General features: G+C 53.2%; 14 protein-coding genes and 2 pseudogenes. 9 read left to right on the top strand and 7 right to left on the bottom strand.

The features are described from left to right. Positions 1–149: 149 nt before the first annotated feature. Positions 150–1,373 (bottom strand): IS91 family transposase, encoded by a 1,224-nt coding sequence (locus LU633_RS14940; RefSeq protein ID WP_046371918.1) that lies wholly within the window; start codon positions 1,371–1,373, stop codon positions 150–152. Positions 1,374–1,396: 23 nt separating this feature from the next. Here LU633_RS14940 and LU633_RS14935 point away from each other — a divergent pair. From LU633_RS14935 to murJ, 3 genes and pseudogenes are all read left to right on the top strand, one after another. Next, a pseudogene (locus tag LU633_RS14935) lies at positions 1,397–1,989 on the top strand (DUF480 domain-containing protein). A 647-nt stretch (positions 1,990–2,636) separates the two neighbouring features. After that, on the top strand, positions 2,637–2,837 hold the full coding sequence (locus LU633_RS14930) for a hypothetical protein (RefSeq protein ID WP_152664170.1): 201 nt from the start codon (positions 2,637–2,639) through the stop codon (positions 2,835–2,837). 124 nt (positions 2,838–2,961) lie between these two features. Then, entirely contained in the window at positions 2,962–4,500 is a 1,539-nt protein-coding gene (murJ, locus tag LU633_RS14925; RefSeq protein WP_016189538.1) for a murein biosynthesis integral membrane protein MurJ, read from the top strand. Between the two features lie 100 nt (positions 4,501–4,600). Here the strand turns inward: murJ and LU633_RS14920 are convergent, their stop codons facing one another. The 6 genes and pseudogenes from LU633_RS14920 to flgA all read right to left on the bottom strand — a co-directional run bounded on the left by LU633_RS14920 (position 4,601) and on the right by flgA (position 9,589). Next, positions 4,601–5,233, bottom strand: coding sequence for an RICIN domain-containing protein (locus tag LU633_RS14920; protein WP_016189537.1), 633 nt, complete (start codon positions 5,231–5,233; stop codon positions 4,601–4,603). Positions 5,234–5,509: 276 nt separating this feature from the next. Continuing rightward, positions 5,510–6,304 (bottom strand): annotated as a pseudogene (locus LU633_RS14915) (IS5 family transposase); the annotation flags it as partial. A 356-nt stretch (positions 6,305–6,660) separates the two neighbouring features. Then, complete coding sequence (locus LU633_RS14910; protein ID WP_046371917.1) at positions 6,661–7,869, bottom strand: IS256 family transposase; 1,209 nt, start codon at positions 7,867–7,869, stop codon at positions 6,661–6,663. 209 nt (positions 7,870–8,078) lie between these two features. Next, entirely contained in the window at positions 8,079–8,510 is a 432-nt protein-coding gene (gene flgN / locus LU633_RS14905) for a flagellar export chaperone FlgN (protein WP_016189533.1), read from the bottom strand. Positions 8,511–8,514: 4 nt separating this feature from the next. Then, on the bottom strand, positions 8,515–8,820 hold the full coding sequence (gene flgM, locus LU633_RS14900; protein ID WP_016189532.1) for a flagellar biosynthesis anti-sigma factor FlgM: 306 nt from the start codon (positions 8,818–8,820) through the stop codon (positions 8,515–8,517). A gap of 100 nt (positions 8,821–8,920) precedes the next feature. Then, positions 8,921–9,589: a flagellar basal body P-ring formation chaperone FlgA gene (gene flgA, locus LU633_RS14895; RefSeq protein ID WP_016189531.1), complete on the bottom strand. Its 669-nt coding sequence runs from the start codon at positions 9,587–9,589 to the stop codon at positions 8,921–8,923. Between the two features lie 156 nt (positions 9,590–9,745). Here flgA and flgB point away from each other — a divergent pair, with 156 nt between their 5' ends. From flgB to flgG, 6 genes are read left to right on the top strand one after another with little or no spacing between them, the layout of a single operon-like run. Further along, entirely contained in the window at positions 9,746–10,156 is a 411-nt protein-coding gene (gene flgB / locus LU633_RS14890; protein ID WP_016189530.1) for a flagellar basal body rod protein FlgB, read from the top strand. 6 nt (positions 10,157–10,162) lie between these two features. After that, positions 10,163–10,567: a flagellar basal body rod protein FlgC gene (flgC, locus tag LU633_RS14885; RefSeq protein ID WP_016189529.1), complete on the top strand. Its 405-nt coding sequence runs from the start codon at positions 10,163–10,165 to the stop codon at positions 10,565–10,567. Between the two features lie 11 nt (positions 10,568–10,578). Continuing rightward, positions 10,579–11,262 carry a flagellar hook assembly protein FlgD gene (gene flgD / locus LU633_RS14880; protein ID WP_016189528.1) on the top strand — a complete coding sequence of 228 codons (684 nt, stop codon included), beginning with the start codon at positions 10,579–10,581 and terminating at the stop codon, positions 11,260–11,262. Between the two features lie 27 nt (positions 11,263–11,289). Continuing rightward, on the top strand, positions 11,290–12,519 hold the full coding sequence (gene flgE / locus LU633_RS14875) for a flagellar hook protein FlgE (protein WP_016189527.1): 1,230 nt from the start codon (positions 11,290–11,292) through the stop codon (positions 12,517–12,519). A gap of 21 nt (positions 12,520–12,540) precedes the next feature. Then, on the top strand, positions 12,541–13,296 hold the full coding sequence (locus tag LU633_RS14870; RefSeq protein ID WP_016189526.1) for a flagellar basal body rod protein FlgF: 756 nt from the start codon (positions 12,541–12,543) through the stop codon (positions 13,294–13,296). Between the two features lie 17 nt (positions 13,297–13,313). Beyond that, a complete protein-coding gene (gene flgG, locus LU633_RS14865) occupies positions 13,314–14,096 on the top strand; it encodes a flagellar basal-body rod protein FlgG (RefSeq protein WP_016189525.1) in 783 nt (260 codons plus the stop codon).

Raw genomic sequence — 14,096 nt, 5'->3', positions numbered from 1 at the left:
TGCCCTTGATGGTTAGGAAACTCAATCGACCCTTTTTGAGTTTCCTAACCATGAACCATGGCGAAGGAATTCCCCATATGGGGATGGCTGTCGCAGGATAATGCGCAAAAACACTGTGTTTGCTGTGTTTTTCATCTAAAACCCATTTTTCAGGCGCACTTTTCCAAGTCCGGGGTCTGAAGCCATCGTTTTTTCGCCATCTGATACAGCCTGTCAGAGAGCATTTTTGTAGCGTGATCGCCCGCCACAGCGCCGGCAAAACGCAGCCGGCCCTTGCACAGGATGCACTGGTACGGGTCGGTACCCAGGAAGGCTTTCATCAGCACCGCGAAACCCGGCTTCTGCGGTTTCTCACGCGGTGTCATCTCCAGCGCTTCGTAGACCTTTGGCAGTAGCGTGCCGCGTTTCCGGTTGGCCAGAAAACCGTAGTAACGCACCATTTTAAAGTGTCGGGACGGGATGTGGCTGATGTAACGCCACAGCATCTCCTCCTGGCTTAGTTTCTGACGTTTGTGCTGCTGCGTGTTGTGGTCGTAGTACTGGTGCACCACCGAGCCGCCGCGGTAATGGCGCAACTGCGAAGCCGCGACCGGCGGCCGTTTCAGGTATCGGCCCAGGTATTTTACGCTGCGCCCGGCCCCGCGGGTCTTTTTGGCGAAGTGGACCTTCCAGTGGCGCTGATATTGCGCCTGCAGGTAGCGTTTCCACTGTTTCTCATCGCGGATATGCCCGAGGTTGGGCAGCTTGCCGGGATTGACTCGATCGTAGCTGTCACGCAGCAGGCGGATAACGGCACCGCGCCAGATAACTTCAACCTGCTGTTTTTTGAAGAACAGATCGCGCCAGACGCCGTGTCTGACGTCGAGGCCACCGCGGGTAATGGAGACGTGGATGTGCGGATGCTGATTGAGCTGGCGTCCGTAGGTGTGCAGGGCGCAGAAAATACCGACTTCAATACCCAGCTTGCGCGCGTGCCTGAGCATGGCGCGGGTGGCGCAGCGAAAAAGGTCGTTGAGCAGCGGCCAGTTGTTATTGAAGAACGGCCACAGTAAGTGCGGCATGGTGAAGGTGATGTGCTGCCAGTCGCAGTCGGGCAGGATGTGCTGCTGCCCGGCGATCCATTGCTCGGTGCCCTTGAGGCCGCAGCTGCTGCAGGCCTTGGACTTGCAGCTCTGGCAGAGAAAGCGCGAGTGGGTACAGTCAGGGGAACTGCAGCAATAGCGGCGAACGCCCATGGCGCAGGTCCCGCAGGCAAGCATGCGCTCGACAGAGAGTTTGGTCCAGTCGCTGAGCTGATGGCCATTCTTATCAAGGAAGCGCTCCCAGCCGTCATCGTGCTGGAACAGGAGCTTTGCAGGTCGCGGTATGTACATGAAAGACAGTATAAAATACGGCGATGAGGGTGGAAAGGACTTCGGCTGCGCAGCAGACGAGCTCACGCCGCAGGCGTGCTACCGTTCAGGCACGAGTTATCGGTTGCCTGCTGGAAAAGCAGGTCACCACCCCTGAACAATACCCAATGTCGCTGAACGGTGTGGTGACGGCCTGTAATCAAACAGTGGCGCGGGTAATCGGGTGATTAAATATGAACATCGCTTTTGCAATACGGAATTTGGTCAGTTAAAACTGACGTCGGGCGACCTGGCACTGGTGTGCACCCTGTTGCTACGTGGTGCACAAACGCCCGGTGAGCTGAGGATCCGTTGCGCCCGGTTACATGAATTTACGGATGTCGCTGACGTGGAACAGAGTCTGAAAAGGCTGGCAACACGGGAGGATGGTCCCTTCGTGGTGCAGCTGGCGCGTGAGCCGGGTAAGCGCGAAAGTCGCTATATGCATTTGTTTGGCAGTGAAACAACAGAAACCCTGCTTACCGACAGTATGCTCCCTGCGGATGAAAGCGACCTGGCCGCCAGGATTAACGAACTGGAGCGAGAAATGCAGACGTTAAAACAGCAGGTTGCGGCACTGCAAAGCCGGGTATCCTGAATCCTGTATAACAATATGCTCAATACTGGCGATAAAGTCAGCCGGGCTGGGCAGTGTTGTTCAAAAGCCGTAACTACCCGTCGTCACTTGAATCGACGACTGGTAGGTCGAACCTGTGTTGTTGGCCGGCGAACAGTAAACCCTTCTGATGTACGAAAGCGGCCTTATTTCCCTGCGCGACGCGTTGGCTCTCAACCGCGAGGCGGTCGTTATGCACAACGCCACCCTGTATTATTCAGTCAATACCAGAAACTGCTTACACTGACATAAGGGTAGCCCATAAGCTTCTGGCCACTCATCCGCCCGAGCTGACGCGGTACTCGTGTCGGGGGCCACAAACTGACGGTTACTGTTAACCGGTGTGTAAACTGCAACGTTAAACTACCTTGCGCAGCCTGTTTTATAACGAACAGAAGCACCGCCGCGACAGCGACGGATCGGTTTTTCACAATCAGCCGGTAAATGAATTGATATCCTGTTCTGGCTGGGCGGCGGTCGTGATGCGTCACAGAGTGGTATGGTGCTGACCAATGACCTCGGAAAAAATGTGCTTTATTGGGGCACCTTGTCCCCGCAAAACAACCAGCATGCAACCCTGTGCAAGTCCTCAGCGTGAAACGGCACACAGTGGCAGCTTGAAAAACAATATGATTTTAGCAAGCAACAGCAGAATGGCCGATTATCGGCGCGGCGGAAAACGGGCAGAAGACCCCGGAACAGTGTGGATTTGCTGTCTGCGCGGTATCAACGGCGTCAAAAATCAGACTATGCCGCAAACCCCGGGTGATGAGGCACCTGCCGCCCCACACATCGTGGAAAAACAGTGCTCCACGAGCCATCAGGAATAACACTGTAACAATCCGGATTGGTGATTTCCTGCATTATCAGTAGACTGTGCCGGTTGCCGAACGGCACCCCGGTTCAGACAATGACCCGGATTGACCCCACATTCCCGTAAAAATCAGGAAACGCATGAACCTGTTAAAATCGCTGGCAGCGGTCAGCTCAATGACCCTGTTTTCTCGCGTGCTGGGATTTGCACGTGATGCCATCGTGGCACGAGTTTTTGGCGCAGGGATGGCAACGGATGCCTTCTTTGTGGCTTTCAAACTGCCCAATTTACTGCGGCGAATTTTTGCGGAAGGCGCGTTTTCTCAGGCTTTCGTCCCCATTCTGGCAGAATACAAAAGTAAGCAGGGAGAAGAGGCGACACGGGTGTTTGTCTCCTATGTCTCCGGCCTGCTGACGCTGGTGCTGGCAGTCATCACCCTGGCAGGTATCGTCGTGGCACCATGGGTGATTATGCTGACAGCGCCGGGGTTTAGTGATACGGCTGATAAATTCGCACTGACCTCTTCACTGCTGCGGGTCACCTTTCCTTATATTTTGCTGATCTCGCTGGCGTCGCTGACCGGGGCTATTCTTAACACATGGAACCGATTCTCCGTTCCGGCTTTCGCCCCTACGTTGCTCAACATCAGCATGATTGGTTTCGCACTCTTTGCGGCACCCTACTTTCATCCTTCGGTGATGGCGCTGGCATGGGCGGTGGTGGTGGGGGGGGGACTGCAGCTGTTTTACCAGTTACCCCATTTGAAGAGAATTGGCATGCTGGTGCTACCACGTATTAACCTCAAGGATGCGGGAGTATGGCGGGTAATGCGCCAGATGGGGCCTGCGATCCTCGGTGTGTCGGTGAGTCAGATCTCGCTGATCATCAATACTATTTTTGCGTCATTCCTGGTTTCAGGTTCAGTTTCCTGGATGTACTACGCCGATCGTCTGATGGAGTTCCCCTCAGGCGTGCTGGGCGTCGCGCTGGGGACTATCCTTTTACCCGCGCTGGCCAAAAGCTTTGCCAGCGGCAATCATGCGGAATATAACCGTCTGATGGACTGGGGCCTGCGCCTGAGTTTCCTGCTGGCGCTGCCGAGCGCGGTAGCGTTGGGGATACTGTCAAAACCACTGGTAGTTTCACTGTTTCAGTACGGTAAATTTACCGCTTTTCATGCGGCGATGACACAGCGCGCGCTGGTGGCTTATTCCGTTGGACTGGTAGGACTGATTGTGGTGAAGATCCTCGCGCCGGGGTTCTATTCCCGTCAGGACATTAAAACGCCGGTCAGGATCGCTATTTTTACGCTGTTGATGACCCAGCTGATGAATCTGGTGTTTATTGGCCCGCTCAAACATGCCGGCCTGTCACTTTCTATTGGTCTGGCGGCCTGCCTGAATGCGTTGATGCTGTTCTGGCAACTTCGTAAGCAAAACATCTTCCAGCCACAGCCAGGCTGGTTCAGTTTCCTTTTGCGCCTTGGGCTTGCGGTAGCAGTAATGGCGGCAGCGCTGCTCGGGCTGTTATGGTTTATGCCGGACTGGGCGCAGGGCAGTATGCTATGGCGGTTAATGCGTCTGGCGGTCGTGTGCGCCGTGGGCGGCGCGGTATATTTCGCCGTACTGGCCCTGCTGGGATTCCGGGTACGTGACTTTTCACGCACCACGGTGGAATAGACTCTTGATTTCTGCCATAGATAAGTCGCTAAATTCCCGGTGGCGTGAGAATAAAATCACTGACCACGTTGAATGTTCTGCAGGCTGCCACAGGCAGCCCTTAGATTATTCGAGCCTGGACCGCTGTACTGCATTCTGATTCCGTAAAAAAGCTGAATGTGATTAGTGTTAAGGATTGTGGCATGGGATACACCGATAAACCTCTCAGGATCTCTGTAATTTGAAGTAATATAGCTGCCTCACCCTGGCGTTCCAAAAGCCAGTAATGTTCATCTTTCCATTCATTTTGGTGACGGAACACCTGTATGCCTCCAGGCACATTCCAGGCAATAATTTGATTATTGGCAAAGTAAATAATTTGATAAACGTTAAAGCCTTTCTCAGGAGTCCTGATGAAACGGAACTTCTGTTTGCGGTCAGTGTTGTTTTTATCTCCGACAACGAGTGTTGAGTCATATCCGGTTGCGGTTATAACTCTATCTACAGCAAATGTCGTTCTTAATTGATGGACACTCTGGTCTTGCGGCCCCCTGGTGTATTCCGGTAGAAATCGTTGAGCGTTTGTTTGACTGCGAAGATAAAGCTGTATGGCTCTTCCCTTTTGGACTTCGGAATTCGGCACATCCATAACAAAGTTTGGGTTTCTGTAATTTGCAATAACATATCCCACCTGACGCTGGTTGATGAAATACCAGTGCTGCTCATCCCGCAATTGACTTTGTTGTAAACGCACGAATGCCGAATTTCTTTCAGGGGGAACGCTGGCAACGACCTAATTAGCTTGTGCATGAACAATTTGATAAACGTCCTGCCCCTTTTCGGGTGTTTTAACCAGGCGAAACCTGTTGCTGCTATCTGCAAAATCCTTGTCCCAGAAGGCCAGGGCAGCGGGACTGGAAGGCAATCTTTTAATAACTTTATTGTCGCTAAGGTTTGTTGCTATCATTATCTTCGCTTGGTCCTGCGGCCTCTTTCGGTTCCATAGATTAATAGTATGAATAAGAGCCTGTCTCAACAGGGCTTTATTCCAGACAATAAGACCACAGGAAAAATGCAACAGGGCCCCGTCATTCTCAGACGTCTTTTCCCGTCGGGCCAGGACCCGGCGAAACCGGTTCATCCGGCTTGCCTCCTCCCGGTGACAGGCACTGAAGTTCGTGGTTTTACTGGCATCTCATTCCTCTTTACGGGGCGGGATATAAGGCTCGTCACGACTACTTAACCGGTCTGTTTTCAGCCCGGGCGCTTCGTCGCCTTTTTCCGGGCAGAGTCTGAGTTTTTGCCCCCGGACGCCCCGTCTGAAGAGCACCGGGTGTGTCCGCCACCAGTTTGATGTCATGCCTGTCTGCTGCTGCGACGACCCGTGGCAGAGGAAGCCCTCCGGTATCTGTCATCAGACTGGGCTTTACGCCCTGTTTCCCTGTGTCCGTGGTGTTGCGTCCTGTTTTTTTGTCCTGGGCAGCGGTGATGTTGTCATACCGCCATCCACCGACAACCATGAGCAGTCCGTGCCGTCCGGGTGTTCACAGGCCAGTAATCCGTTCTGCCAGAAACGCCCGAAGACACCTGCGTCTCTCCGTTCCCGGAAGCGCCGGTGCGCAGAGCCTGATGAACCTATCCCTGTGGTATTGAGTGCATTCCACTGACAGGCTGTTCTGGGGACGAAGAAAATGGCGTTCATTGCGGCCAGATTATCAACACGTTTTCGGCGCGTACCCGGAGGATGGCGGGTTTTGTGTTCCGGGATAAGCGGGGCCATTTTGTCCCGGAGTTCATCGCTAATCTTCCCTTTACCGCCTGCCATACTTTGCCCTCAGATATGACCGGGATGCATTATACGATGACGCCTTTTGGGACAGGTTCTTAGATAAAAAGAAAGGTTTTATCTTCAGTGGCCGAAAGATGCTTCGGGCGATATCGCCAGGTGTAGTGTAGTAATGTAGTGGTTTACAGGGCTCACCATTTTAGCTCAAAGATAAAGAGCTGCGCCGTGGCTGAAAATAAGAAACATTGTATAATAAGAAGATGAAGAAATAACCTGTTGTGTAAATAGCGGGGAATGAAGAGAAGGACGATCAAGCAGGACAGGTCATTATGATCGCGATGGCCGGTTTACGGGCTAAAAGACCCTGTAAATAATTCTGTGTATCTGCCACCGTATTAAAGGTGATCGCTCAGGCGGTCACCAAACTCGATAATAAAGCGACTCATTGCCAGCCGCCAGTTCTGGATCGGCATACTCCATTTTTTCGAGGCCGACTGGATTGCCAGATATATCACCTTGCGCACTGAGTCATCTGTCGGGAACACTTTGCGTTTCTTTATCGCTGCCCGGATAACGCTGTTCAGCGACTCGATGGCATTCGTGGTGTAGATAGCCTTACGTATATCTGGTGGATAACCAAAGAACGTATTGAGATTTTCCCAGTGTGCACGCCAGCTTTTGCTGATTTGCGGATATTTGTCGTCCCAGACATCAGCGAACTTATCCAGGGCCATCAGCGCTGCTGCTTCTGTCGGAGCCTGATAAACCGCTTTCAGACCGCCAGTAACGGCTTTATAGTCCTTCCATGACACGTATTTCAGGCTGTTGCGTACCATGTGAATAATGCACAACTGGATATGCGTCTGCGGGTACACGCTGTTTATCGCATCCGGAAAGCCCTTAAGGCCATCCACGCAGGCAATCAGGATATCCTGGAGACCTCGATTCTTCAGCTCAGTCAGCACGCTGAGCCAGAACTTCGCACCTTCATTTTCTGCGAGCCACATGCCCAGTAATTCTTTCTGGCCTTCGGTGTTAATACCCAGAGCAAGGAATACGGCTTTGTTAATTACAGTGCCACTGTGGCGAACTTTTACGACAATACAGTCAAGATAAACAATGGGATACAGAGCATCCAGCGGACGGTTTTGCCACTCAGATACCTGCTCTTTCACCGCATCAGTGACTTTCGATATCAGCGTGGGTGAGACGTCCGCATCGTACATTTCTTTGAAGGTGGCGACAATCTCCCGGGTGGTCATGCCTTTTGCATACAACGACAGGATCTGACTGTCCATCTGCGTAATACGTGTCTGATTTTTCTTAATAAGCTGAGGTTCGAAGGTGCTTTCACGATCACGTGGTGTACTGATTTCAATCTCACCATCGTCGCACAACAACGTTTTTGACGAATAACCATTGCGGGTATTTGAGCCTGTTTTGGGTGCGTTCTTTTCGTGTCCGATGTGGTCAGTCAGCTCAGCATTGAGCGCAGTTTCAACTGTAAGCTTCGTCAGCATGCGGGAAAACTGGTTGAGATCGGCTTCGGTTTTCAGCCCCTTAGCCAGTTCAGCCGCAAGGGCTTTGAGTCTTTTTTCGTCCATAATTACCTGTCTCCGTTATCGAAATGAAGATATCAAAAACAGGCAGATACACAATTTAAATTACAGGCTCGGCTAAAAAATTGACGATTTTCTGTCCCTGCACTGTGGTCTTACAAAGCATCATCAAATTTACTGTTTGTGTATTTATTACACACGTCAATAACGAAGGTCATGCGCATTGGTCTGTTTTTTTACAACGCTCAGGCCATTTACACTTTACGATTAATAAACGCGCTGGATGTCGCCTGGCCATCCGGGCCATAGAACTTTTGCGTATGATGAGGACGTAGCACTTCCAGCGCACCATCGGTAAAGCTGATCTGATGACTGAGCAACAAGCCATTATGTAAATTGGTATCGCGCAGTCTTATGGTCTTTTCCTGAATATCAGACCAGCGACGGGAGAGTTCAGAATGGCGGCTGTAAGGTGCGTGAAAACCCGCATCTTTCTCATTATCGCGACGCATCTGTTCAAGAAAATTGAGCGTGGCTAGAAGCGAACTTTTATCCTCGGTAATCCGTTGCAGTAAGCTGCTGTTAATCTGCCCCCCTGACAGCTGTTGCTGCTCAGAGGCCATTACGTCCGCCAGACTTGCCAGCACTTCAAGCATCTTATCGAGCGTGGTCAGCAGCTTGTTCATCTACTCAGTTACCTTCTAAAGAATCTTTTGCCTGCTGAATCAGCGCATCGGCGATTTTACCGGTGTCCATCTTCAGGCCACCATTACGGATGGCTGTTTTTAACTGCTCCACGCGCTCGGTGTTAATGTCCTGGGCGCTGGATTTGGTCAGTTGTGACTGTGCGTCGCTTAACACAACCTGAGAGGCCGTGGGGGTGCTGGTCGCTTTTGTCGTCTCAGCCTGTCGCGCTTTCGGTGCAGCCGTATCTGACGTATCACGACTCTGCACGGTACTGGCTGGGTTCAACGGTTGAGTTCTGTCAATGCTCATATCTGACTCCTGTAAGCTCAGGCAAACTGTCGGCCTGTCGAATAAGTATATTGCGTTTGTTAATTATTCTATCGGCAGAACTGGGTCTATCTTTAGACCTTTATAACGTTATAAGAATATTCCCATCCGCAGCCACTTTTCCACTGACAATCTGACCTGAACTCATACGGACCCGCACGGATTGTGTCGCCGTGGCATTGTTCATTGCACGTCCTTCACTGGAGACGTTAAAGCCGTCGCCACGGGCAATGACCGTTACGTTCTGACCCGCTTTAACCCTCCATGGCTGTCGAACCATCATGAGTGTGAGTGGCTGTCCCGGCGTAATGTCACGCAGCGTCACTGCCTCGGTCACTGCCTTTGTGCTCATCACCGTGCGTGCAGGCAGGGTATCCAGACGGCCTCGTTCAATTTTTAGATCATCGGCGGTAATGGTTGTACCGCGCGTGATCTGGCGAGCGGCTACAACATAGCTGCCGGTTACCTGCACTTCAACCTGCAGATAGCGGCGATTCTGCTCGCAGTTGGCTGCCACGCTCATGGTGCCCCATACTCGGCTATTTCCTGGCAATGAAAACCGGGGTGTTTCGCAGGTGGGCCACTGCGTCTTTGGCGTTTTCACCACCACCATAAGGGTATCGGCTGGCTGGCTGCTTTCCCCATAGCGTGCTTTAAAAAATTGATTCAGCTGTGCGGTCAGTGAGGCAGCACTGGCTGGCAGAGTAGCCAGGCACAGTAGCCCGGCGAACAGCAACGTTAACCCACTCATTGTATTAGCCCTGTTTATCAGATGACATCGATTCTACTCGCAGGGGTAAGAGGTCAAGGCGCAAATTAGCGACGCTTTTTAGCGCTATTCCTTCGATAGCCGTTTGCCTCCCGCGATTATGCTGTCAACTCAGAATATTCACTATGCGGAGGAAGCATGCTCGACAAACTCGACGCTGCACTGCGGTTCAACACCGAAGCGTTGAACCTGCGCGCCCAGCGGCAGGAGATTCTGGCGTCAAATATTGCTAATGCCGACACGCCGGGCTACCAGGCACGTGATATTGATTTCGTCAGCCAGCTCAACAAGGTGATGGAACAAGGACGGTCGCAGGGTTCGGGCCTGCAACTGGCGGTCACGTCCGATCGCCATATTCCTGCGGAGGCCTCTCAGGCGGCATCGATGGACCTGATGTACCGGGTACCCTATCAGCCGTCAGCGGACGGTAACACCGTCGATATGGACCGTGAGCGTACACAGTTTGCGGATAACAGCTTGAAATACCAGACAGACCTGACCGTTATCACCGGTCAGATCAAGAGTATGATGTCTGTGCTACAGGGGTAATAAGTTATGGCACTGATGAGTATCTTTGATATCGCTGGATCCGCGATGAACGCCCAGTCACAGCGTCTCAACGTTGCCGCCAGTAATCTGGCGAACGCTGACAGCGTGACCGGCCCGGACGGCCAGCCTTACGTGGCGAAGCAGGTGGTATTCCAGACAGCAGCAGAGTCTGGTTCGGCCACTGGCGGCGTGCGCGTTGCGCAGGTGGTGGACGATCCTACTCCGGCAAAACTGGTTTACGAGCCGGGCAATCCGATGGCAGATGCAAAAGGCTACGTAAAAATGCCTAATGTCGATGTGGTAAGCGAAACGGTCAATACCATGTCCGCTTCACGCAGTTACCAGGCCAACGTCGAGGTGTTGAACACCGTTAAACAAATGATGATGAAAACCCTGACGATGGGTCAATAAGGAGCGGCCTGATGAGCATTGCAGTAGGTGTTAATGAATCCACAGACAACACGGCGATTACCACTACGTCGTCGACCACCGACACCACGGCGGCCAATCTGCAAAGTAACTTTTTGACGCTTTTGGTCACTCAGTTAAAGAACCAGGACCCGACGAATCCGATGGATAACAGCCAGTTAACCACCCAGCTTGCGCAAATCAACACCCTCAGTGGGATTGAAAAGCTGAATACCACGCTGGGCTCCATCTCCGGCCAAATCAACAGCAGCCAGTCACTTCAGGCATCGGCGCTGGTGGGCAAGGGCGTGATGGTTGATGGGGCGCAAATTCTGGTCGGTACCAGCAGCGGCAGCACCTCAACCACGCCATTTGGCTTGAGTCTTGAGCAGGCTTCCACAGCAACCACCGCCACCATTACCGACTCGTCCGGCAAAGTAGTGCAGACCATTAACCTCGGTGCACTCAGCGCGGGCGTTCATACTTTCTCCTGGGATGGTACTGAAACTGATGGCACCACTGCACCAGACGGGAAATATACGCTGTCAATCAGTGCCAGCAATGCGACCGGGCAGTTAACCGCCCAACCGCTGAACTATGCGCTGGTTAACGGCGTCACCACCAATACCGACGGCGCTATCCTTGACCTTGGCACTATGGGTAACTCCACAGTCGCTAACGTTCGTCAGATTCTTTAATAACAAAAATTTTTCAGGAGACTACACATGGCATTTTCCCAGGCCGTCAGTGGCCTAAACGCCGCTGCCAGCAATCTTGACGTTATCGGCAACAACATTGCCAACTCCGCCACAGTTGGTTTTAAATCCGCCACAGTCTCTTTTGCGGATATGTTCGCAGACTCAAAAGTGGGGTTGGGTACTAAAGTCGCTGCGGTAACCCAGGACTTCAGCGACGGCACCACTACGTCAACCAGTCGTGGTCTTGACGTGGCGATCAGCCAGGCCGGTTTTTTCCGTTTAACGGACACCAGCGGTGCGGTTTACTACAGCCGTAACGGGCAGTTCACGCTGGATGCCAATCGTAATATCGTTAACTCTGATGGACTGAACCTGACGGGTTACCCGGCAACCGGCACCCCGCCGACCGTGCAAACCGGTGCCAACCCGGTTGCCCTGAGTATCCCTACCACGGCAATGCCAGCGAAAGCGACCACCACGGCGGCGATCACTGCTAACCTGAACTCGACGGATACGGTGCCGGCCACCACGCCATTCGATTCAACCAATACCGAGACCTATAACAGTAAGGCGTCAATGACCACTTACGACTCTTTAGGTAACGCACACACCATGAACCTGTACTTTATCAAGGGTGCCACTGATAGCACGACCGATGCCACCAACCCGACCACCACCTGGAATGTGCAGGCTGTTGACTCCAGCACCGGTACCAGCGCGGGAAGCTGGAATATGACCTTCAACAGCAGTGGTGAACTGACGTCAACCGTCACTCAGACCATAAGTATGGCAACGTTGAGTGGTTCTGCACCGAGCACTTTCTCACTGAATCTGACCGGTAGCCAGCAGCAGAACACCGGCACCGACACCTTTGGCAACCCAACGCAAAACGGCTATAAGCCGGGCGATCTGACCAGCTATCAGATTAACGATGACGGTACTGTGGTCGGCAACTATTCCAACGAGCAAACCCAGACTTTGGGGCAGATCACACTGGCTAACTTTGCTAACCCGGAAGGGCTGAAATCAGAAGGTAACAACGTCTGGTCAGCAACGGCATCATCGGGTCAGGCCCTGGTGGGACTGGCGGGAACCGGTAACCTCGGTACTCTGACCGCGGGGGCGGTTGAGTCTTCCAACGTCGACCTGAGTAAAGAGCTGGTCAACATGATCGTGGCGCAGCGTAACTATCAGTCTAACGCTCAGACCATTAAGACACAGGACCAGATCCTCAACACTTTGGTCAACCTGCGTTAACCTGGCTAACAGGGGAGTCACATGGATCACGCGATATATACCGCAATGGGGGCTGCCAGTCAGACCCTCGATCAGCAGGCAGTGACGGCAAGTAACCTTGCCAACGCTTCAACGCCGGGCTTTCGTGCGCAGCTTAATGCGCTGCGTGCGGTGCCGGTGCAGGGGCTGTCTCTGCCCACCCGTACGCTGGTGACGGCGTCGACCCCCGGTGCCGATATGACGCCGGGAGCGATGGATTACACCGAGCGCCCGCTGGATGTTGCCTTACGTCAGGATGGCTGGCTGGCGGTGCAGGCGGCGGATGGCACTGAAGCCTATACCCGCAACGGTAACATGGAGATTAACCCGGACGGACAGCTCACCATACAGGGCAACATGGTGATGGGTGACGGCGGCCCGATTGCCGTACCGGAAGGGGCGCAGATTACCATCGCGGCTGACGGGTCTATTACCGCGTTAAATCCAGGCGATGCCCCTAATGCCACCGTCCAGCTGGGTCGTCTGAAACTGGTCAAAGCCACCAGTACCGAAGTGACGCGCGGTGATGACGGTCTGTTCCGTCTCACCGCCAGCGCCCAGGCGCAGCGCGGTGCCGTTTTACAAAACGATCCCACCGTCCAGGTCATGCCCGGCGTGCTGGAAGGCAGTAACGTCAATTCAACGCAAACCATGGTTGATATGATCGCTAACGCACGCCGTTTCGAGATGCAAATGAAAGTGATCTCCAGCGTCGACGACAATGAACAACGTGCAAATCAGCTACTGTCAATGAGCTGAGTGCAGAGGAACATTCTATGATCCGCTCTTTATGGATTGCCAAAACCGGTCTTGACGCCCAGCAAACCAACATGGACGTCATTTCGAACAACCTGGCCAACGTCAGTACCAACGGCTTTAAACGCCAGCGTGCGGTATTCGAAGACCTGATGTACCAGACTATCCGCCAGCCTGGCGCGCAGTCGTCGGAGCAAACGACCCTACCTTCGGGGATGCAGCTGGGAACCGGTACGCGCCCGGTGGCCACCGAGCGCCTGCACACCCAGGGCAACCTGAACAAAACCGACTCCTCGAAAGATGTGGCGATCAGCGGTCAGGGCTACTTCCAGGTACAAATGCCTGACGGCACGACGGCCTATACCCGTGATGGTTCTTTCCAGACCGATCAGAATGGCCAGCTGGTCACCAACGCAGGCTTTCCTGTTCAGCCTGCGATTACCATTCCTGCCAACGCCCTGAGTATGACCATCGGTCGTGACGGCGTGGTCAGCGTCACTCAGCAGGGTCAGACAGCGGCGGTGCAGGTGGGGCAGCTGACGTTGAGTACCTTTATTAACGATGCGGGCCTTGAAAGCATGGGTGAGAACCTCTACCAGGAAACTCAGGCATCCGGGGCACCCACTGACAGCGCACCGGGCAATAACGGCGCGGGTCTGCTCTATCAGGGCTATGTGGAAACCTCTAACGTTAACGTGGCCGAGGAACTGGTCAGTATGATCCAGACTCAGCGTGCTTACGAGATCAACAGTAAAGCAATCAGCACCTCCGATCAGATGCTGGCCAAACTGACCCAGCTGTAA

This window comes from Erwinia tracheiphila (genome assembly GCF_021365465.1).
GTDB classification, from domain to species: domain Bacteria; phylum Pseudomonadota; class Gammaproteobacteria; order Enterobacterales; family Enterobacteriaceae; genus Erwinia; species Erwinia tracheiphila.
This window is presented reverse-complemented; position numbering and strand designations above follow the sequence as displayed.

What these genes read in the sequence shown, in the direction of transcription:
- LU633_RS14940 (WP_046371918.1), bottom strand. Translation starts at nt 1,373, where the DNA reads ATGTACATACCGCGACCTGCAAAGCTCCTGTTCCAGCACGATGACGGC.
- LU633_RS14930 (WP_152664170.1), top strand. Translation starts at nt 2,637, where the DNA reads ATGATTTTAGCAAGCAACAGCAGAATGGCCGATTATCGGCGCGGCGGA.
- murJ (WP_016189538.1), top strand. Translation starts at nt 2,962, where the DNA reads ATGAACCTGTTAAAATCGCTGGCAGCGGTCAGCTCAATGACCCTGTTT.
- LU633_RS14910 (WP_046371917.1), bottom strand. Translation starts at nt 7,869, where the DNA reads ATGGACGAAAAAAGACTCAAAGCCCTTGCGGCTGAACTGGCTAAGGGG.
- flgN (WP_016189533.1), bottom strand. Translation starts at nt 8,510, where the DNA reads ATGAACAAGCTGCTGACCACGCTCGATAAGATGCTTGAAGTGCTGGCA.
- flgM (WP_016189532.1), bottom strand. Translation starts at nt 8,820, where the DNA reads ATGAGCATTGACAGAACTCAACCGTTGAACCCAGCCAGTACCGTGCAG.
- flgA (WP_016189531.1), bottom strand. Translation starts at nt 9,589, where the DNA reads ATGAGTGGGTTAACGTTGCTGTTCGCCGGGCTACTGTGCCTGGCTACT.
- flgB (WP_016189530.1), top strand. Translation starts at nt 9,746, where the DNA reads ATGCTCGACAAACTCGACGCTGCACTGCGGTTCAACACCGAAGCGTTG.
- flgC (WP_016189529.1), top strand. Translation starts at nt 10,163, where the DNA reads ATGGCACTGATGAGTATCTTTGATATCGCTGGATCCGCGATGAACGCC.
- flgD (WP_016189528.1), top strand. Translation starts at nt 10,579, where the DNA reads ATGAGCATTGCAGTAGGTGTTAATGAATCCACAGACAACACGGCGATT.
- flgE (WP_016189527.1), top strand. Translation starts at nt 11,290, where the DNA reads ATGGCATTTTCCCAGGCCGTCAGTGGCCTAAACGCCGCTGCCAGCAAT.
- LU633_RS14870 (WP_016189526.1), top strand. Translation starts at nt 12,541, where the DNA reads ATGGATCACGCGATATATACCGCAATGGGGGCTGCCAGTCAGACCCTC.
- flgG (WP_016189525.1), top strand. Translation starts at nt 13,314, where the DNA reads ATGATCCGCTCTTTATGGATTGCCAAAACCGGTCTTGACGCCCAGCAA.